Origin of the sequence: Maribacter orientalis (genome assembly GCF_900109345.1) — a bacterium.
In the GTDB taxonomy this organism is placed as follows: Bacteria; Bacteroidota; Bacteroidia; order Flavobacteriales; family Flavobacteriaceae; genus Maribacter; species Maribacter orientalis.
On record NZ_FNZN01000001.1, the window covers coordinates 550,395 to 567,581 of the forward strand.

The window sequence follows — 17,187 nt, forward strand, 5'->3', positions numbered from 1 at the left end:
TTTATTCGATATTTCCCCCAAATATGAAATTACTAAAAAAAAATAGCCTAGGTGTGGTTTTAGTATTGATAGCCATGCAATTTTATAGTCCTACAAAGAATATTTCCCCTGGTAACCATACTCAAATTTTTATTAAAGAGACTAATCCCTCTCCCAATTTGAAAGCTTTATTTGAAACCTCTTGTTATGATTGTCATAGTAATAATACGGCCTATCCATGGTACAATAATGTAGCGCCAATTTCATATTGGATTGATAGCCACGTTAAAGAAGGAAAGAACAATTTAAATTTTTCTGAGTGGCAAAATTATTCAATAGATAAGAAAGACCATCTTTTAGAAGAGATTGAAGAAATGGTTGTTCAAGAAAATATGCCATTAACCGAGTATACATATTTGCACAGCAATTCTAAAATATCAGATAAGGAAGTAGGTGAAATTGTAGCGTGGGTGAAACAAACAAGAATTATTTACCAATTAGGGAAGCAACCAAAGTAGGAACACCTTTTACTGCGTTTTCTGAAATAACGGTTAAATTTCCATTCACAACACCTTTAATTGCTGGTTTTGGATCTATGAAGAATATAGGTGTATTTGCTTTAGCGTAATCTATTAGGCTTGCCGCCGGATAAACTTGCATTGAGGTTCCTATAATTATAAGATAATCGGCCTTTTCGGTAATATTTATGGCTTCTTCTAATAAAGGTACAGCTTCACCGAACCAAACAATATGAGGTCTAATTTGATATCCATTTTTGCATTTGTCTCCTAAGCGTATATCGTTTTTACAATCAAATACATCATCAGTTGAAGCCATGCTTCTGGCTTTTAATAATTCGCCGTGTAAATGAAGTACTTGAGAACTTCCGGCTCGCTCATGTAAATCATCAACGTTCTGGGTTATAATATGCACATTATAGTGCTTGTCCAGTTCAACCAAAGCTAGGTGCGCTTGATTCGGATACACGCTTGATAATTCTCTTCTACGTTGATTGTAAAATTCTAAGACCAATTGTGGGTTGTTATAAAATCCTTGAGGAGTGGCAACTTCCATAACGTCATGACCTTCCCATAAACCATTTGCGTCCCTAAACGTTTTTAATCCGCTTTCGGAAGATATTCCTGCTCCGGTTAATACAACAATGTTCTTCATGGTTTTTTAAAATTAAACTTAAAAATATACTTTTCTTATCTTGGAAGCATGATGGATGAGAAGCTTTTGGCATATTTAGAAGAATTTATTTCAGAAAAAAGAATTGAGCGGTTTAATGATATATTAGGTCATAGAACCAATTTTATAACCGTTGCTATAGAAGATGTTTTTCAAATGCATAATACTAGTGCTGTAATACGCAGTTGTGAATCATTTGGCATACAGCAAGCACATTTAATAGAAGGTAAATATGGCCAACGTTTAGATGAGGAAATTGCTATGGGTGCCCAAAAATGGGTAGATGTAAAAAGATATAAAAATTCGAATGATGCGGTTGATGTACTTAAGAATAAAGGGTATAAAATTGTTGCTACCAGCCCACATGCCGATAGCTCATTATTGCAAGATTATGAATTAGATGGAAAAATGGCCTTATTCTTTGGTACTGAAAATAAGGGTTTAAGCGACTACGTGCTGAAAAATGCTGATGCTTATTTGAAAATACCGATGGTAGGTTTTACCGAAAGTTTGAATATTTCAGTTTCAGCAGCGATTATTCTACAACACTTAACATCTAAATTAAAGTCTTCCAATTTTGACTGGAAGCTGACCCAAGCAGAAATGATGGAGAAACGATTAGATTGGACCAAAAAATCTATAAAAAGTATCGATGATATCTTGATTAGGTATGATTCTGATAATTAAATTTTACTTAACTTGTTGTCTAATAACTATTTGAAAAACAGATGTATTACGTATTAATAATTTTAGGAGTGTTATTGGCAATACTAATTATTCTATCCTTTATTGCCCCAAAGAGTTATCATGTTTATAGGTCGGTAGAACTAGAACATCCCACGGAAAAAGTTTGGGAACAACTAAAATTTTTAAAGAAACAACAAGAGTGGTCGCCGTGGGCAAGAAAAGACCCGAATATGGACCAAAAATTTACTGGTATAGACGGCGAGGTTGGCGCCGTAAGTTATTGGAACGGCAATAAAGAAGTAGGTGAGGGCGAGCAAGAAATAACTAAAATAGTTGAAGGTAAGCGAATTGAACAAGATTTAAGATTCTTAAAACCGATTAAATCGGAATCTGATTGTTATATGGACTTGGAGGAACTAGATAATAATAGGAGTAAAGTGACTTGGGGGTTTACAGGAACCAATAAATTTCCTATGAGTATTATGATGCTATTTATGAGTATGGATAAAATGGTAGGAAAAGATTTTGAACAAGGATTACAGAATCTTAAACATAATTTAAGTAGTGAAATATGATAGCATGGTTTGAAATTCCGGTTGCAGATATGCAACGAGCTCAAAAGTTTTACGAAACTATCTTAGACATTACAATAACAGTCAATAATTTTGGGCAATTTGTAATGGGACTGTTTCCTGATAAGCCTATTATAGGTCAGGCAAATGGTGCCTTGGTACAGCATGATCAATATGTGCCAAGTTTAACCGAAGGGGCTTTGGTATACTTTGCCTGTGAAGATACGGCCACTGTATTGGACAAGGTGGAGAAAGCAGGCGGACAAGTATTACAGCCAAAAACAGAAATTGGTGATGGTCATGGTTTTATGGGTCTGCTGAAAGATACGGAGGGAAATAGGATTGCCCTCCATTCTAATGCCTAGTATGCTATTTCTCTAGTGCTTTGGTTCTAATAAAACGATATCAAAATCATTTTCAAGAACAATTATACCGTTGACTACTGTACTTTCGGTTTCAGAATATCTGTCAAAAAGTTTTGTACCATCTCCAAATACACCTTTTACCGAAATGGACTTTTTTCCTTTTGGTAAGTCGAGTGCAATAATAACTTTATCAACATACTCCTCTTTATTTAAATACCTACTAAAAACATAGGGCTCTTTAGTAATTAGTTTATGAATACCAGCTCCGATGGCCGGGTGGTCATTTCTAAAAGAACCAATTTGCTGCCAATGATTTAAAATTTCTTTTGTTTGTGCTAAACTATCAAGCTCATTCCAATTCATAAAAGACCTTAATTTGGCATCACCCTCAGTTCCTTCAATCGTTAAGTCTCTTGCCGTTTCATCGCCATAATAGATTTGTGAAGCTCCAGGAGTTAAAAGAAGAACATTTGCGGCTCTTTTTGGGTTTGTTCGTTCTTTGTCGAAAGGCTGTCCATCATCGTGCGATGTAAGGTAGTTTAAAACACTTTTGTCTTTTAAAGTAGTATGCAGCAGTTTGCTATATTTAGAAAAAATGGATTCGTAGTCCTTTTCAGCGTCTGTCTTTAATTCAAAGTTTATTAAACTTTTGAAACCGTTGGCAAAATAATCTACTTTTTTATCCCCAAAATCATATTCTCGACCACCAGAAATTCCGTAATTATATACTTCACCAACCATATAGAAAGGGTTGTTGTCCAAAACCTTATCAGCGTTCTTCTTTTTCCATAAATCGAATGCCGCTGATGATTCTTTATAGAGTTCAGCCCAAGCATTTTCATTTGCATGTTTTACGGTATCAACCCTAAAACCATCAACCCCATATTTATTAATGTAATCGGTAAGCCATTTCATGATATAAAACCTTGGAGTCCTGGGGTGTCCTGTTCTATCAAAAAATAAATCAAGTTCATCCAATTCCTCACTTAATCTGCCTTCAGTTTTCCATTTGGCAAGAAGTGCGTCAGGTAAATTTACTGCCGTATCAGATTCTGTTAATATATCTGGTAAATTTGCCACTAAGGTGCAGTTTGTGGTATTCTCGTATGTAGTGAATTCGCAAGTAGGAGAGGTGCGTACCCATTCTTTTGGCCAAACAGCGTCTTTTTCAGTAACTGGGCCAGTGTGGTTCAAAACCACATCTAATAGAACGCGAATACCATTTTCATGAGCTGTTTTAACCAGAGTTTCTAAATTTTTTTCGGTTCCAAAATTAGGGTCTAATGCCGTCCAGTCTTTTGCCCAATACCCATGGTAGGCATAAGTATTGCCTGTGCCTTCATCTGTGGCACCATGAACTTGCTCTATAACTGGAGTAAACCATATAGCGTTTACGCCAAGCTTGGTAAAATAACCATCTTTAATTTTTTGAGTTATACCTTGAATGTCACCACCCATAAAGCCTCTTAGCTTTCCGGTTACCTCATCTCTTTCAAAATTTAAATCGTTTTCTGGGTTACCATTATTAAAACGGTCAGTAAGTAGAAAATATACTGTAGCGGCTTCCCACTGAAAATTAGGATTCTTTTTAGCTGTTACAACGGTGTCTGTAACCGAAGGTGTAGTTTTGGAAGTATTCTTTGCGTTCGGTTGGCAAGATGCCAGTACAACAGCAAACAGTGCTAAAAAGTATAAATTTTTCATTTCCTAAATATTTCTTCTAAAGCTATAACAAGGAAATCAATCTAAAAAATATTATTTTTTTCTATTTAGAACTTTGTATTCTTCGTAGCAACTGCTAATGGCATCAAGTATCTGAAGGTCATTAGCTGTAGTAATAAAAGATTTAGAGTAATTACAGTTGTTAAGTATATCTTGAATGTCAACTTTTTCCAACTGAAGAAATTCTGTTAGAGTTTCACGATCAAACTTAGAAGCCAATAAATTACGAATTTCATCGTCTTCTCTCATTTGCCTAAGTTTACGCATTTGTGCAGGTTTCTTGCCAAAGAGGTTTCGTAGTAAATCTGCTGGGTTAAGAATAGCGCCTAGCACCTTTGTAACAGCACTAGGGTTTTTATTACCACCCTCATAACTAACGCCTAGACCAGAAATACTATATTGATAAGCGTTGTTGATAGGAAGGTTTTTCACGTCAATTTCTAAATAACCGGTAAGCTGATATGGTCTTACAATAACCTCCTCCAAAGCATACGCTAGTTCGGTTAAGGCTATTTCAGTATTCTCAAATTTGAACATGTCGTTTGTAACCCTTATTTTTTGGGACTTGAACCCAAGAAAAGAAAAATAAAGAGTATCATTTACTACAGCTGCAATCGAAAATTCTCCTTTTTCATTGGTAATAGTACCGAAAACTTGGTTCAAGTTAACGACATGAACGCTTTCAAGCGGTTCTTCGGTTTGTGCATTAATAACAACTGCACTTAAGCGTTGATTTTCTTCTGTTTCTTGCGAAAAACCTAAAAGGGAAATGAAGGTAAATAAGACTGATAAAAAATATTTCATGTTGTTAACGCCAAGTTTAGGGATGCAAACAAAATAAAAAAAATACGCCGAAGCGTATTTTTAATATACAATTAACTAAAAGAAATCTCCCTTTCTTTTAGTGGTGCGTCTTTTTCCAGAGTTAGGACTGCTAGCTTCACTTCGACCTCGACTTCTTCCTTTAGATTCACGATCGACATCTTTTCTTCCTTTACCACCACGGTCATCATCTCTTCTGGCGCTTCTTTTTCCTTTAAATCCGCCGCCTCCGCCGCTGCTTCTGCGATTACCGCCTCCGCCACCGCCAGGGTTTTTGGATACTTCTACATTTACAAATCGTCCGTCAACTTTAAACTCGGTAAACTTGTCAAGAATTTGTTGGGTAGATTCTGATTCAGTATTAAAAAATGAAAAACTTTCTTTTACATCAACTTTAAAAACATCTTCTTGCCCTAGGCCAACTGTATCTCTAATGAAATCTTTAAGTGACATCCAATCATAACCATCTTTTTCACCAACATTTATGAAATAACGAACTGCACCACTAGTTGGTGTTTCGCCACCTCTTCGGCCATCACTTCTATCTCTATCGCCATCTCTATCTCTACCACCATCAGAAGAATTTAAATCTTTAGACTTATTGTAATAGTTAGAGAATCGCGTAAATTCTACCGATACAATTTTTTTAATTAGTTCTTCACGATCAATACCTTGTAGAACATCATTAATTGCGGGTAAATAATTTTCTACGTCTGCATTGATTTGTGTATCCTTAATTTTGTTAGCCAAGTGATACAATTGAATTTCGCAGATTTCCATTCCCGTAGGAATTTGTTTGGCAATAAACTTCTGATTGATTTTGTTTTCAATAGCTTTAATCTTACGTTGTTCGCTTCGTGTGATTATTACCATTGAGATACCTGACTTGCCAGCTCTACCTGTTCTACCGCTACGGTGTGTATAGGTTTCGATTTCATCCGGTAATTGATAATTTATTACATGGGTAATATCATCAACATCAATACCACGTGCAGCAACATCAGTTGCGACAAGCATTTGAATCTGCCTTTTTCGAAAAGAATTCATCACCAAATCGCGTTGGTTCTGACTTAAATCGCCATGTAAGGCTCCTGCGTTGTAACCATCTTCAATTAAATTTTCGGCAACTTTTTGGGTATCCCTTTTAGTTCTACAGAAAATAACTGAAAATATATCTGGGTTGGTATCTGCCAATCTTTTTAAAGCAGGATAACGATCTCTACCACCAACAACATAATATTCATGTTGTACAGTTGATGCGCCTGAATTTTTTGCACCAACTGTAATCTCTTGAGGGGAGTGCATGAATTTTTTTGCAATTATTGAAACTTCCTTAGGCATAGTTGCAGAGAACAACCATGTAGATTTATCATTAGGAGTACCCGAAAGAATATCTTTAATATCCTCCATAAAGCCCATGTTCAGCATTTCATCTGCCTCATCTAGAATACAGTAATCGATTTTAGAGATATCCACAAGACGTCTACTGATCATATCTTTCATTCGACCAGGAGTAGCTACAATAATTTGAGCACCTTTTTTAATCTGTCTTGCTTGGTCTGTAATACTAGCACCGCCATAAATGGCAACTACATTAATATTACGTTCGTATTTTGAATACGCTTGCATTTCTTTGGTAATCTGTAAGCAAAGCTCACGAGTAGGGGATAGTATTAAACCTTGTGTGGTTCTGCTGTTACTATCAATTTTTTGAATTAATGGAAAACCGAATGCGGCAGTTTTACCTGTTCCGGTTTGCGCCAAGGCAACCAAATCGGTTTCACTTTCCAATAAAATAGGGATTGCTTTTTCCTGTACTTCTGAAGGGGTTTCAAAACCCAAATCAGCAACAGCATCTAATAAGGACTTCTGGAGTCCTAGTGCTTCAAACTTTGTCATAAATATATTATACTAAATCGCAAATATGAATGTTGCATAGAGCGATTATCATATATAACCTAGTTAGACTCAGCGCAACACATGCTATACCAGCGGCGTTAATTAATTTGCAAAGGTACTGCTAATAATTGGACTGGTATAATAAAATGGTAAGTAATGCTATGGGGCCAATAAATAGCCATATATTGATAGGATTGTGCCCGTAATACCAAAGATAATCATCAAAATAATCAGGATTTTTTGTAGAATTGGGTTATCATAAATAATGATACAAACAGCACCCAGTACAATGCAGATTTGGAAAAAAAGCATACCATAGTCAAATTTTTTAGTAGCATAATCGTAAGTTGCTGCTAATTGTTGCCATTCTTTGACACCGGTAATTATACCCATTTCACCTTCTATGTCTTGTTTCCAATTTTCTTTACCGACAAAAGCCGAACCATTTAGAATCTCGGTTTTTTCTGCACTATATTTATTAATATTTTTTTGAACCGAAGCTATTTTTTCTTCAATAACCTGAACCTTATCATCAGTTACTATTCCACTACTTATTAGTGCGGTTAAATAATCAAGTTCACTTTCCTTTAAGCTTTCTTTGATGCTTTTCGATTGATACCAGTTAGAGTAACTAACAACATTATTATGAGCAATCATCATTTCTTCTTCTAGCTCGCCATTAACCATTTGTGATATGGCCATGAGTGCAGCAAATAGCGCAATTAATACACCACCAACAGCTTCAGCTCTTTCTGATGCGACAGATACTTCTACCGTTTCTCTATTATTTTTATTCTGAAACATTAATGTTGTTTAAATATGCTATCAATTTTTGAACTGCTTGACCACGATGACTTATGCTGTTTTTTATAGATAATGGTAGTTCGGCAAATGTTTCTTTATAACCATTCGGCTTGAATATGGGGTCATAACCAAAACCATGATTACCTTTTTGGCTAGTTGTAATTTCTCCGATTACTTTACCCTCAAATATATGTGTTTCTCCGTTTATATTTAAAGCGATTACTGTTTTGAAATGTGCGGTTCTATCTTCTTTGTTTTTTAAGTTGTTTAATAATTTTGCCATATTGGCTTGTGAATCATTTTGTTCACCAGCATAACGTGCAGAATATACGCCGGGTTCACCATTTAGTGAGTTCACTAGTAGTCCTGTGTCATCAGCAAAACAAGGTAGTTGATAGGTGTTGGTTATAAAATCGGCTTTAAGCTTGGCGTTTCCCTCTAAAGTGTTTGCTGTTTCAGGTATCTCATCCATACATCCTAACATATCTAAACTAATCAGTTCGATGAATTCGGGCAGTAGTTGTTGAATTTCTTTTAATTTATTAGAATTGTGTGTTGCGAATACAAGCTTCATGTTCTTAATTTGGGAACTGGTTTATTGAGTTTTGAATCTCAAAAGTAGTAATTTTATAAAATGGAATTAAAGTTACCACCAGCTATAGTGTTTTTGCTCTTTGGATTTATCATGTATTTGTTATCAGAATTTTTGCCTTTTGGTTATTTTGACTTTTTTGGTAGGTTGTTACTTTCAAAAATTTTAATAGGACTTGCTATTTTAATAGGTATTATAGCTCTTATTCAATTTTTTAGGGCTAAAACTACTATAGATCCTACCAAACCTGTTAAGACTTCTAATTTGGTAAGTAGCGGAGTTTATAAATTTACTCGTAACCCAATGTATCTAGCCCTATTAATTTCTTTATTAGCTTTAGGGGTTGTTTTAGGAAATGCCTTTAATACCTTAATAGCCGCCGCTTTTGTAGGGTACATGAATCGTTTTCAGATAATACCAGAAGAGCGTATTCTCTTAAATAAATTTGGACGGTCCTATAAGGAATATTGTACCTTGACTAGACGTTGGTTTTAGACATTTATGGTTGAATCTACATATTAACACTAAAGCTAATATTTTAAAATATTATGTAATTAGCTTATAATTTGATATATTAGTTTTTTAATTAATAATCATGATAGCAATAATTACCGGAGATATTATAAATTCTGAAGATCATCCTAGTTCTCAATGGATAGATTTATTGAAGGAATACTTTAACCAGTTTGGTGCTTCTCCAATGAATTGGGAGATTTACCGTGGCGATGAATTTCAACTAAAGGTAACTGAGAAGAATGCTTTGTTTTCTGCAATCCGTATTAAGTCAATGTTAAAAGCTATAAGAGGCTTAGATGTAAGAATGGGTATAGGTATAGGTTTAGAGACTTATGTTGGTGCAGGAGTTACCGAATCGAACGGGCCGGCATACCAACGATCAGGGCGAAATTTTGAATCGCTTAAAGAAAGTAAGGTTAATCTTAGCATTACAACAGGAATCGAAGAAAAAGACCGCACACTTAATTTGATTTTGCGATTGGCACTTGATTTTATGGATGATTGGAGTGTGGTGTCTGCCGAAATTGTTACTTTGGTTTTAGACCATCCTACGTATTCACAAAAAGTAATTGCACAAAAATTAGGAATAAAACAATCTGCTGTAAGTCAAAGATTAAAAAGAGCTAGATTAGACTTGGTTTTAGATGTATTGTCTTATTATGAAGAAATAATAACAGATAATTAATATGTTGATATTCATCAAACTAATTTTAGCACATTTAATAGGTGATTTTATTCTTCAGCCTATTAAATGGGTGGTACACAAACAATCACATAAGATTGCATCAAAATATTTGTATATCCATGTAATACTGCATTTTGCACTTTATATGCTCTTCTTGTGGGATTTGTCTTTATGGAAAATAGCATTAATTATAACTATAGGTCATTACTTCATCGACTTACTAAAACTTTATACCGATTCATTATTTAAAAAAAAAAGTATTCCGTTTTTTATAGACCAGGCTTTGCATATAGTGCTTATATACTGTTGTGTTTTTTATGATAATTTATTTGAACATACCCTAACACTTTTTCGAAATTTAGATTGGTCTCTGATAACGGCAATTGTTTTTGTGACCTACCCAGCGTCTATTATTATGGGTGTAATTCTCGAGGGTATGTCCAACCAGATAGAAACAGATCATAAATCTTTACCAAATGCAGGTAAATATATCGGCATAATAGAAAGGTTATTCGTGCTAATTTTTATAGTAATTGGTAGGTGGGAAGTTATCGGACTTTTAATAGCTGCAAAGTCTGTATTTAGATTTAATGACTTAAAGGAGCGAAATAACAGAAAGCTTACTGAATATATATTGATAGGTACGTTAGTTAGTTTCGGATTGGCTATTTTGTCCGGACTATTATACATTTCTTAATACATTTATCTATGGTACAAAAGAACTATTCATTTTGCATATTCCTATTATTTTTCACATCAATATGTTTTTCTCAATCCGAAAATTTCAAGTCTTTCGATGATGTAAAAATTGTTTTTTCAGATGAAGGAGAAGGTGAACCGGTATTATTGATTCACGGTTTCATAAATTCAAGAAAATCATGGGATAACACACAATTGAAACAAGATTTACTTGATAAGGGATATAGGGTGATTGTGCCAGATTTAAGAGGTAACGGGGATTCTGATAAACCCCAAGATAAAGAAGCCTATGAAAATGATGCAGAAGTTAAAGATTTAAAACTACTAATGAACCATTTGAATATTCAAAGTTATAAGGCCGTAGGGTATTCTAGAGGGAGTATTGTTTTAGCAAAACTATTGACTACTGATAAGCGAATAGAAAAAGCGGTTTTAGGGGGTATGGGTATAGATTTTACGAATCCAGATTGGGATAGGAGAATTATGTTCGCCAAAGCCTTTGATGGCGAGGTTAATGAAACTACCAAAGATGCGGTAGACTATGCAAAATCTATATATGCGGATTTGCGTTCGCTGCATTTGCAGCAAAAATATCAACCTGTAACCTCAAAGAAGAAATTAGGAAAAATTAAGATTGACATCATAGTGATTTGTGGAGATGAGGATTTGGATAATGGAAATGCCAAAGAGTTGAGTAATGCATTTGTTAATGGAATATTAGTAAGAGTGCCAGGAGATCATAATGGCACATATAAAACAGCAGATTTTTCTGACGAGGTACTTCGGTTTTTGCTCTAATTCGAATAGCATTTGATTGTTTTACATCATAACCGATCATTTTTGTTTTATTTACGAGATAACATTAATCAGGATAAATTAAATTTTTACTTTTGCTTCTTATTTTAATCGCAAGAATACAAAACAAAAGGTAGAAATGGTCGAATTGAGTAGAAAATACGTTTTTGATTTTGATAGTACGTTAACTAGGGTAGAAGCCTTAGATGTGCTTGCGGAAATGACTTTAAATGGAAAGTCAGACAAAGAGAAGATTATAAAGGAAATTCAAAAAATCACTAATCTCGGTATTGATGGTGATATTTCTTTTACTGAATCTTTAGAACGCAGAATTAAACTTTTACATGCCAACAAAGATGATTTAGAGGGTCTTGTAAAAGAGCTTCGTAGTAAAATATCGAAGTCTATAGAATCTAATAAAGAATTCTTTGAAAAGTATGCGGATGATATTTATGTAATATCATGTGGTTTTAAAGAGTTCATTGACCCAATAGTTAAAGAATATAATATTCCGTCGGATCGCGTGTATGCAAATACATTTAAGTTCGACGAAGAAGGAAATATCATCGGTTTCGATGAGAATAATGTGCTGTCCCAACATAATGGCAAAATAGATTGCCTAAGACAAATGGACTTGGAAGGAGAAGTTCAAGTTATTGGGGATGGTTACAGTGATTATGTAATGCGCGAAGCAGGTATAGCCCATAAGTTTTTTGCTTATACTGAAAACGTACATAGAGAAAAGGCCGCTAATAATGCGGATTATGTTACACCAAGTTTAGATGAATTTTTATTTGTGAACAAATTGCCAAGAAATATCTCGTACCCAAAAAATAGGATTAAGGTCCTACTATTAGAAAACGTGCACACAGCTGCATTTGAAAATCTTTCAGAAGATGGATTTTCCGTTGAATTAATTAAGAACAGCTTATCTGAAGATGAGCTAATTGAAAAAATAAAGGGCGTACACGTTTTAGGTATACGGTCAAAAACACAAGTAACACAAAAAGTTTTAGATGCTGCCGACAAACTTTTGGTAGTAGGTGCTTTTTGCATTGGTACAACACAGATAGATTTAGAGAACGCTAAGAAAAAGGGTGTTGTTGTTTTTAATGCGCCTTATAGCAATACAAGATCGGTTGTAGAATTGGCGATAGGTGAGATTATTATGCTAATGCGCAGTGTATTTGACCGTAGTAGAGAGATTCATGAGGGACAATGGCAAAAAACAGCTGCAGGATCCCGAGAGGTGCGTGGTAAAAATTTAGGAATAGTTGGTTATGGTAACATAGGTAAACAATTATCTGTATTAGCTGAAGCTATGGGTATGCGTGTATACTATTACGATGTCGACGATAAATTGGCTCTAGGTAATGCGGTAAAATGTGGAACACTTGAAGATTTATTGAACGTTTCAGATGTTGTTACCTTACATATAGATGATAATAAAGCGAATAGGAACTTCATTGGTGAGCGTGAAATAAAGCAAATGAAAAAAGGTGCAATGCTAATTAACCTTTCAAGAGGTTTTGTGGTAGATATTGATGCACTTGCTGAAGGTCTAAAAAGCGGACATATTGGTGGTGCAGCTATTGATGTATATCCTGATGAGCCTGCTAGTAATGGTGAGTTTCACACTAAATTACAAGGTTTTGCAAATGTGATTTTGACACCGCACGTTGGTGGAAGCACAGAAGAAGCACAACGTGATATTGCGGACTTTGTACCGAATAAGATTATGGATTATATCAACAGTGGTAATACAGTTGATGCTGTAAATTTCCCGAATATTCGTTTGCCGAAACAGAATAAAGCGCACCGCTTTCTTCATATTCATAAGAACGTACCTGGTATTATGGCTAAAATCAATAAGGTTTTGGCGGAGTACGAGTTAAATATTTCTAGTCAATATCTTTCTACTGATAATGAAGTTGGTTATGTGATAACAGATTTAGATAAAGAATATAATAAAGATGTTTTAAAAGCACTGAAAAAGGTAGATAATACGATTAAGTTCAGAGTATTGTACTAGAAGTGTGTTTTTAGATATTCTCCATTCAAAATATTAGGTTTTATAAAACTTGAGAGTTTATAACTACACTAGTGTTATTAGTGCGTACACCATAGTTTAAGTCGTAATCACAACATAAGTATTTTTACAACCATACATTATTGTATTTTCGAATTTTGTAGGAAATATCTTTATTAATGGTAAAAAACCTTTTTAAAAAATTAAAACAGAGCAAAAGTTTTAATAACTATTATTTATTAGTATTTACAGTAATCGTATTGACTATTGCCATACAGTCAATAATTCAATTTTCTTTAGCACAACAAAGACGTGATGCATTAAGAATTAATATTGCAGGTAGACAACGAATGTTATCTCAAATGCTGGTAAAAAATGTATACCAATGCAAGTATGCTACTTGTGATTATGGCAAAATGCGATTAGCGATCAATAAGTTATCTTCCGTAAATGATGCATTGCAAAAAGGTAGTGATGCTATGGGTTTAGAGCCTTTGGACAATGTTGAAATTCAAAATAATTTTGATAAATTACAGCCTCACTTATATTATATTCTTGACACTTTAGAAAACTTTAATCAGTTAGAGGAGGTTTCTATAGAAGATTTGTCGGCCGAGGTAGACCAATTTTTGTTTATAATGGATACTATTGTGACTCAGTTTCAAAAAGCATCCGAGAAAGATATCAAAGCCTTAATGATTATTGAATTAGAATTGGCTGTATTTTCTTTGGTAATACTTATTGTTGAGATATTCTTTTTCATAAATCCTTCCATAAAAAAAATAACTGTTCAGAATAAAAAGCTAAAAGAGATTTCATGGCATCAAACCCATGCTTTTAAATCTCATATGACCAATATTAAAAACTTTAACCATGTTTTAGGAATTGAGAAAAATATGGAACATAAAAAAGAGATAATATCATTTTTAATGAAGGAGCTTAAAGATTTAGAAGATGTTTCAAATAACATGGTCAAATCTTTAGAAAAGGAACAGTAGTATCAATAATATCCTATTTTATGGCTATTTTTAATTATGATGATATGGTTCATTCTTTAGTATGGTAAATGCTCTATAAAGTTGTTCGGTAATAAATAAACGAACCATTTGGTGGGAAAAAGTCATTTTTGAAAGACTTATTTTTCCCGATGCTTTAGCATAAACATCATTGCTGAAACCATAAGGACCCCCAATTAAGAAGACTACTTGTTTTATCCCAGAATTCATTTTCTTCTGCAGATATTGTGAAAATTCAATTGAAGTAAAATGTTTTCCCTTTTCATCAAAAAGAATTAGAACATCGGTTGGTGCCAATTTTTTTAAAATTAATTGGCCTTCCTTATCCTTTTGTTGTTCTTCGGATAAATTTTTAGTTTTCTTTAAATCAGGTATAAGCTCAATTTCAAAATTGATATAATGTTGTAATCTTTTTTGATAAACTTCAATTAGCTCTTGTAGTTGAGAGCTGTCAGTTTTACCAATGGCTAAAAGTTTTATAGTCATATTTCAAAAGTAAATCAATTTCGCAAATGTCTTTGTAATTTAGCAAAGCATTAGATAATATAATATGATTTCAGAAGAACAGTTTAAAGAAGAGATTACATTGATCATAGCGAATGCCATTCGTGAAGATGTTGGCGATGGCGACCACAGCTCTATGGCTTGTATACCAGAAACGGCTGTTGGTAAAGCAAAATTGTTGGTTAAAGATGACGGTATTATTGCAGGGGTAGATTTTGCGGAGTTGGTATTTTATTTTGTTGATCCTAAATTGAAAATTGATGTACGTATAAAAGATGGCTCACCTGTAAATCATGGAGATATTGTTTTTTATGTAGAAGGTAGCGCTCAAAGTATTTTGAAAGCTGAACGTTTGGTGCTAAATGCAATGCAACGAATGAGTGCAATTGCCACAAAGACCAATATGTTCGTTAATTTACTAGAAGGTACTGGAACAAAAATATTAGATACACGAAAAACAACACCAGGTATACGAGCTCTTGAAAAATGGGCGGTAAAAATCGGTGGAGGGGAAAACCACAGGTTTGCTCTTTATGATATGATAATGCTAAAGGATAACCACATAGATTTTGCTGGTGGTATTACAAAGGCAATAGACAAGACTAAAAGATATTTAAAAGAAACGGGAAGAGACTTAAAAATAATAGTTGAAGCTAGAAATTTAGATGAGATAAGGGAAATATTGGAATCTACTGGTGTGTATCGAATATTAATAGACAACTTTAATTATGAGGATACCCGAAAGGCTGTAAAATTAATAGGCGATACTTGTTTAACAGAATCTTCTGGTGGAATTAACGAGAAAACAATTCGGGAATATGCGGAATGTGGTGTTGATTATATTTCTTCAGGTGCACTGACACATTCGGTCTACAATATGGATTTAAGTTTAAAAGCAGTTTAAATGTCTCTAGAGGTCGAGGAAAAACTAGATAAGATTCCTATTATAAATTGGGGTGTCAGGCTTCTGAAAAAAGTCAGATTACCCGGTTTGGAGGGGCTTTCAGTATATGATCTGTTAGAGATGTATGTTTTTGGTATTTTAAGAGGAACATTGTCCACGCGTGCCAGCGCTATCGCATTTAGTTTATTTATGGCATTGTTTCCATTGTTAATTTTCATGGTAACCCTTGTACCTTTTTTAGTATCCTATATTAGTATTGAACATGGTGATTTTGACGTTCAATTTCAATTGTTCTTAGAATCTTTTTTGCCAAGTGCAACAGGTGACTATTTCGGTGAAGTGTTTCAACAAATTAAAGATCAAAAAAGTGGTGGATTACTTTCATCGGCCTTTATACTTTCTATTTTTTTAATGGCAAATGGCGTACATTCTATTTTTGGGGGTTTTGAAACGTCTTATCATATTGAATTGACTCGTAATTTTTTTAAACAATATTTATATGCTTTATTGGTAGGTCTCATTTTGGCGATATTGATAATTTTAGGTTTTGTAGCTTTTATATATTTTGAGTTTTATGTGCTTGGCTATCTTTCTGAATTTGCAGCAAGACAAGGTGGATATGTCTTGGAGGAAGAAGAGTTAGTAGGCGTTCAGATTGCCAAGGTGCTGTTTTTTATAATTCTTTCGTATTTTACTACCGCAATTTTATATTATTCTGGAACAAGGGAAGGAAAGCAAGCCCGTTTCTTTTCTATAGGAGCATTGATGACGACTATTTTATTTTTGATTACATCTTATCTTTTTGGGATCTATGTTGAAAAATTTGCTCGGTACAATGAATTATATGGGGCTCTTGGAGGATTATTGATATTAATGGTTTACATCTGGTTAAATTCTAATATATTGCTACTTGGGTTCGAGTTAAACGCATCCTTAAATACCTTAAGAAAAATCACTAAAAAAGAATGATAAATCAAACTATTCAATTAAGTATTCTATTCTTCCTTTTACTAGCTATGAATGTTTCGGCACAATCTGTTTTTGGAAAATGGAAAACTATTGACGACCGTACTGGATTGCCTAAAGGCGTAATCGAGATTTATAAGAAAGATGGGTTAATGTATGGTAAGGTGATTAAAATTTTAGAAGAAGGAATGGAAGGTGTAACCTGTGTAAAATGTGATGGAGAATTAAAGGATAAGCCTGTTGAAGGTATGGAAATAATTACTGCAGGTGAAAAGCATGAAGATGGTGAATGGAAAGGGAAAAGATTGTTTGATCCACAACAAGCGATGACGTTTAGATTCAAAATATGGTTGAATCCAGATAATCACAATGAATTAAAAGTAAGAGGATATTTAGCATTCATCTTCAGAACCCAGACTTGGTTGCGAGTGGAAGGATAG

Annotated in this window: 20 protein-coding genes; 13 read left to right on the top strand and 7 right to left on the bottom strand. The window is 34.1% G+C overall.

The window, feature by feature from the left end; translation table 11 throughout:
* Nucleotides 1–23 precede the first annotated feature (23 nt).
* Nucleotides 24–497, top strand: coding sequence for a heme-binding domain-containing protein (locus tag BMY56_RS02340; RefSeq protein WP_091619349.1), 474 nt, complete (start codon nucleotides 24–26; stop codon nucleotides 495–497).
* On the opposite strand, the gene BMY56_RS02345 is transcribed toward BMY56_RS02340, so the two are convergent.
* Nucleotides 466–1,152, bottom strand: a complete 687-nt coding sequence (locus tag BMY56_RS02345; protein ID WP_091619351.1) for an SIR2 family NAD-dependent protein deacylase — start codon at nucleotides 1,150–1,152, stop codon at nucleotides 466–468. The genes BMY56_RS02340 and BMY56_RS02345 overlap by 32 nt on opposite strands.
* Nucleotides 1,153–1,200: 48 nt before the next feature.
* Between BMY56_RS02345 and BMY56_RS02350 the strand changes: the two genes are divergently transcribed.
* Genes BMY56_RS02350 through BMY56_RS02360 form a run of 3 tightly spaced genes read left to right on the top strand, consistent with a single transcriptional unit; the run spans nucleotide 1,201 to nucleotide 2,794 of the window.
* Complete coding sequence (locus BMY56_RS02350; protein ID WP_091619353.1) at nucleotides 1,201–1,857, top strand: TrmH family RNA methyltransferase; 657 nt, start codon at nucleotides 1,201–1,203, stop codon at nucleotides 1,855–1,857.
* A gap of 41 nt (nucleotides 1,858–1,898) precedes the next feature.
* Nucleotides 1,899–2,432 carry an SRPBCC family protein gene (locus tag BMY56_RS02355; protein WP_091619354.1) on the top strand — a complete coding sequence of 178 codons (534 nt, stop codon included), beginning with the start codon at nucleotides 1,899–1,901 and terminating at the stop codon, nucleotides 2,430–2,432.
* The gene (locus tag BMY56_RS02360) at nucleotides 2,429–2,794 is read left to right on the top strand and encodes a VOC family protein (protein WP_091619356.1); all 366 of its coding nucleotides are present in this window, start codon (nucleotides 2,429–2,431) and stop codon (nucleotides 2,792–2,794) included. The genes BMY56_RS02355 and BMY56_RS02360 overlap by 4 nt, the downstream gene beginning before the upstream one ends.
* A 12-nt stretch (nucleotides 2,795–2,806) precedes the next feature.
* Here the strand turns inward: BMY56_RS02360 and BMY56_RS02365 are convergent, their stop codons facing one another.
* The 5 genes from BMY56_RS02365 to BMY56_RS02385 form a co-directional block, all read right to left on the bottom strand.
* A complete protein-coding gene (locus tag BMY56_RS02365) occupies nucleotides 2,807–4,498 on the bottom strand; it encodes an alpha-amylase family glycosyl hydrolase (RefSeq protein WP_091619358.1) in 1,692 nt (563 codons plus the stop codon).
* Between the two features lie 51 nt (nucleotides 4,499–4,549).
* Entirely contained in the window at nucleotides 4,550–5,320 is a 771-nt protein-coding gene (locus BMY56_RS02370) for a carboxypeptidase-like regulatory domain-containing protein (protein WP_091619360.1), read from the bottom strand.
* A gap of 75 nt (nucleotides 5,321–5,395) precedes the next feature.
* Nucleotides 5,396–7,237, bottom strand: a complete 1,842-nt coding sequence (locus BMY56_RS02375) for a DEAD/DEAH box helicase (RefSeq protein WP_091619362.1) — start codon at nucleotides 7,235–7,237, stop codon at nucleotides 5,396–5,398.
* 159 nt (nucleotides 7,238–7,396) lie between these two features.
* Nucleotides 7,397–8,041 carry a DUF4337 domain-containing protein gene (locus BMY56_RS02380; RefSeq protein ID WP_091619364.1) on the bottom strand — a complete coding sequence of 215 codons (645 nt, stop codon included), beginning with the start codon at nucleotides 8,039–8,041 and terminating at the stop codon, nucleotides 7,397–7,399.
* Complete coding sequence (locus BMY56_RS02385; protein ID WP_091619366.1) at nucleotides 8,028–8,615, bottom strand: non-canonical purine NTP diphosphatase; 588 nt, start codon at nucleotides 8,613–8,615, stop codon at nucleotides 8,028–8,030. The genes BMY56_RS02380 and BMY56_RS02385 overlap by 14 nt, the downstream gene beginning before the upstream one ends.
* A 60-nt stretch (nucleotides 8,616–8,675) precedes the next feature.
* On the opposite strand from BMY56_RS02385, the gene BMY56_RS02390 reads away from it, so the two are divergent.
* The 6 genes from BMY56_RS02390 (at nucleotide 8,676) to BMY56_RS02415 (ending at nucleotide 14,355) form a co-directional block, all read left to right on the top strand.
* Nucleotides 8,676–9,128 (top strand): methyltransferase family protein, encoded by a 453-nt coding sequence (locus BMY56_RS02390; protein WP_091619368.1) that lies wholly within the window; start codon nucleotides 8,676–8,678, stop codon nucleotides 9,126–9,128.
* A 100-nt stretch (nucleotides 9,129–9,228) separates the two neighbouring features.
* Nucleotides 9,229–9,834, top strand: a complete 606-nt coding sequence (locus BMY56_RS02395; RefSeq protein ID WP_091619370.1) for a SatD family protein — start codon at nucleotides 9,229–9,231, stop codon at nucleotides 9,832–9,834.
* Between the two features lies 1 nt (nucleotide 9,835).
* Nucleotides 9,836–10,531 (top strand): DUF3307 domain-containing protein, encoded by a 696-nt coding sequence (locus BMY56_RS02400; RefSeq protein WP_091619372.1) that lies wholly within the window; start codon nucleotides 9,836–9,838, stop codon nucleotides 10,529–10,531.
* 11 nt (nucleotides 10,532–10,542) lie between these two features.
* Nucleotides 10,543–11,331: an alpha/beta fold hydrolase gene (locus tag BMY56_RS02405; protein ID WP_091619374.1), complete on the top strand. Its 789-nt coding sequence runs from the start codon at nucleotides 10,543–10,545 to the stop codon at nucleotides 11,329–11,331.
* A gap of 136 nt (nucleotides 11,332–11,467) precedes the next feature.
* Nucleotides 11,468–13,360 (top strand): phosphoglycerate dehydrogenase, encoded by a 1,893-nt coding sequence (gene serA, locus BMY56_RS02410; protein WP_091619376.1) that lies wholly within the window; start codon nucleotides 11,468–11,470, stop codon nucleotides 13,358–13,360.
* Nucleotides 13,361–13,536: 176 nt separating this feature from the next.
* On the top strand, nucleotides 13,537–14,355 hold the full coding sequence (locus tag BMY56_RS02415) for a type IV pili methyl-accepting chemotaxis transducer N-terminal domain-containing protein (RefSeq protein WP_091619378.1): 819 nt from the start codon (nucleotides 13,537–13,539) through the stop codon (nucleotides 14,353–14,355).
* 30 nt (nucleotides 14,356–14,385) lie between these two features.
* Here the strand turns inward: BMY56_RS02415 and rlmH are convergent, their stop codons facing one another.
* On the bottom strand, nucleotides 14,386–14,859 hold the full coding sequence (gene rlmH / locus BMY56_RS02420; protein WP_091619380.1) for a 23S rRNA (pseudouridine(1915)-N(3))-methyltransferase RlmH: 474 nt from the start codon (nucleotides 14,857–14,859) through the stop codon (nucleotides 14,386–14,388).
* Between the two features lie 64 nt (nucleotides 14,860–14,923).
* On the opposite strand from rlmH, the gene nadC reads away from it, so the two are divergent.
* From nadC to BMY56_RS02435, 3 genes are read left to right on the top strand one after another with little or no spacing between them, the layout of a single operon-like run.
* Nucleotides 14,924–15,781 (top strand): carboxylating nicotinate-nucleotide diphosphorylase, encoded by an 858-nt coding sequence (gene nadC / locus BMY56_RS02425; protein ID WP_091619382.1) that lies wholly within the window; start codon nucleotides 14,924–14,926, stop codon nucleotides 15,779–15,781.
* Nucleotides 15,782–16,750, top strand: a complete 969-nt coding sequence (locus BMY56_RS02430; RefSeq protein WP_091619384.1) for a YihY/virulence factor BrkB family protein — start codon at nucleotides 15,782–15,784, stop codon at nucleotides 16,748–16,750. It begins immediately after the preceding gene.
* Nucleotides 16,747–17,187 (top strand): DUF2147 domain-containing protein, encoded by a 441-nt coding sequence (locus BMY56_RS02435; protein WP_091619386.1) that lies wholly within the window; start codon nucleotides 16,747–16,749, stop codon nucleotides 17,185–17,187. Before BMY56_RS02430 ends, BMY56_RS02435 begins: the two co-directional genes overlap by 4 nt.

What these genes read in the sequence shown, in the direction of transcription:
- BMY56_RS02340 (WP_091619349.1), top strand. Translation starts at nt 24, where the DNA reads ATGAAATTACTAAAAAAAAATAGCCTAGGTGTGGTTTTAGTATTGATA.
- BMY56_RS02345 (WP_091619351.1), bottom strand. Translation starts at nt 1,152, where the DNA reads ATGAAGAACATTGTTGTATTAACCGGAGCAGGAATATCTTCCGAAAGC.
- BMY56_RS02350 (WP_091619353.1), top strand. Translation starts at nt 1,201, where the DNA reads ATGATGGATGAGAAGCTTTTGGCATATTTAGAAGAATTTATTTCAGAA.
- BMY56_RS02355 (WP_091619354.1), top strand. Translation starts at nt 1,899, where the DNA reads ATGTATTACGTATTAATAATTTTAGGAGTGTTATTGGCAATACTAATT.
- BMY56_RS02360 (WP_091619356.1), top strand. Translation starts at nt 2,429, where the DNA reads ATGATAGCATGGTTTGAAATTCCGGTTGCAGATATGCAACGAGCTCAA.
- BMY56_RS02365 (WP_091619358.1), bottom strand. Translation starts at nt 4,498, where the DNA reads ATGAAAAATTTATACTTTTTAGCACTGTTTGCTGTTGTACTGGCATCT.
- BMY56_RS02370 (WP_091619360.1), bottom strand. Translation starts at nt 5,320, where the DNA reads ATGAAATATTTTTTATCAGTCTTATTTACCTTCATTTCCCTTTTAGGT.
- BMY56_RS02375 (WP_091619362.1), bottom strand. Translation starts at nt 7,237, where the DNA reads ATGACAAAGTTTGAAGCACTAGGACTCCAGAAGTCCTTATTAGATGCT.
- BMY56_RS02380 (WP_091619364.1), bottom strand. Translation starts at nt 8,041, where the DNA reads ATGTTTCAGAATAAAAATAATAGAGAAACGGTAGAAGTATCTGTCGCA.
- BMY56_RS02385 (WP_091619366.1), bottom strand. Translation starts at nt 8,615, where the DNA reads ATGAAGCTTGTATTCGCAACACACAATTCTAATAAATTAAAAGAAATT.
- BMY56_RS02390 (WP_091619368.1), top strand. Translation starts at nt 8,676, where the DNA reads ATGGAATTAAAGTTACCACCAGCTATAGTGTTTTTGCTCTTTGGATTT.
- BMY56_RS02395 (WP_091619370.1), top strand. Translation starts at nt 9,229, where the DNA reads ATGATAGCAATAATTACCGGAGATATTATAAATTCTGAAGATCATCCT.
- BMY56_RS02400 (WP_091619372.1), top strand. Translation starts at nt 9,836, where the DNA reads ATGTTGATATTCATCAAACTAATTTTAGCACATTTAATAGGTGATTTT.
- BMY56_RS02405 (WP_091619374.1), top strand. Translation starts at nt 10,543, where the DNA reads ATGGTACAAAAGAACTATTCATTTTGCATATTCCTATTATTTTTCACA.
- serA (WP_091619376.1), top strand. Translation starts at nt 11,468, where the DNA reads ATGGTCGAATTGAGTAGAAAATACGTTTTTGATTTTGATAGTACGTTA.
- BMY56_RS02415 (WP_091619378.1), top strand. Translation starts at nt 13,537, where the DNA reads ATGGTAAAAAACCTTTTTAAAAAATTAAAACAGAGCAAAAGTTTTAAT.
- rlmH (WP_091619380.1), bottom strand. Translation starts at nt 14,859, where the DNA reads ATGACTATAAAACTTTTAGCCATTGGTAAAACTGACAGCTCTCAACTA.
- nadC (WP_091619382.1), top strand. Translation starts at nt 14,924, where the DNA reads ATGATTTCAGAAGAACAGTTTAAAGAAGAGATTACATTGATCATAGCG.
- BMY56_RS02430 (WP_091619384.1), top strand. Translation starts at nt 15,782, where the DNA reads ATGTCTCTAGAGGTCGAGGAAAAACTAGATAAGATTCCTATTATAAAT.
- BMY56_RS02435 (WP_091619386.1), top strand. Translation starts at nt 16,747, where the DNA reads ATGATAAATCAAACTATTCAATTAAGTATTCTATTCTTCCTTTTACTA.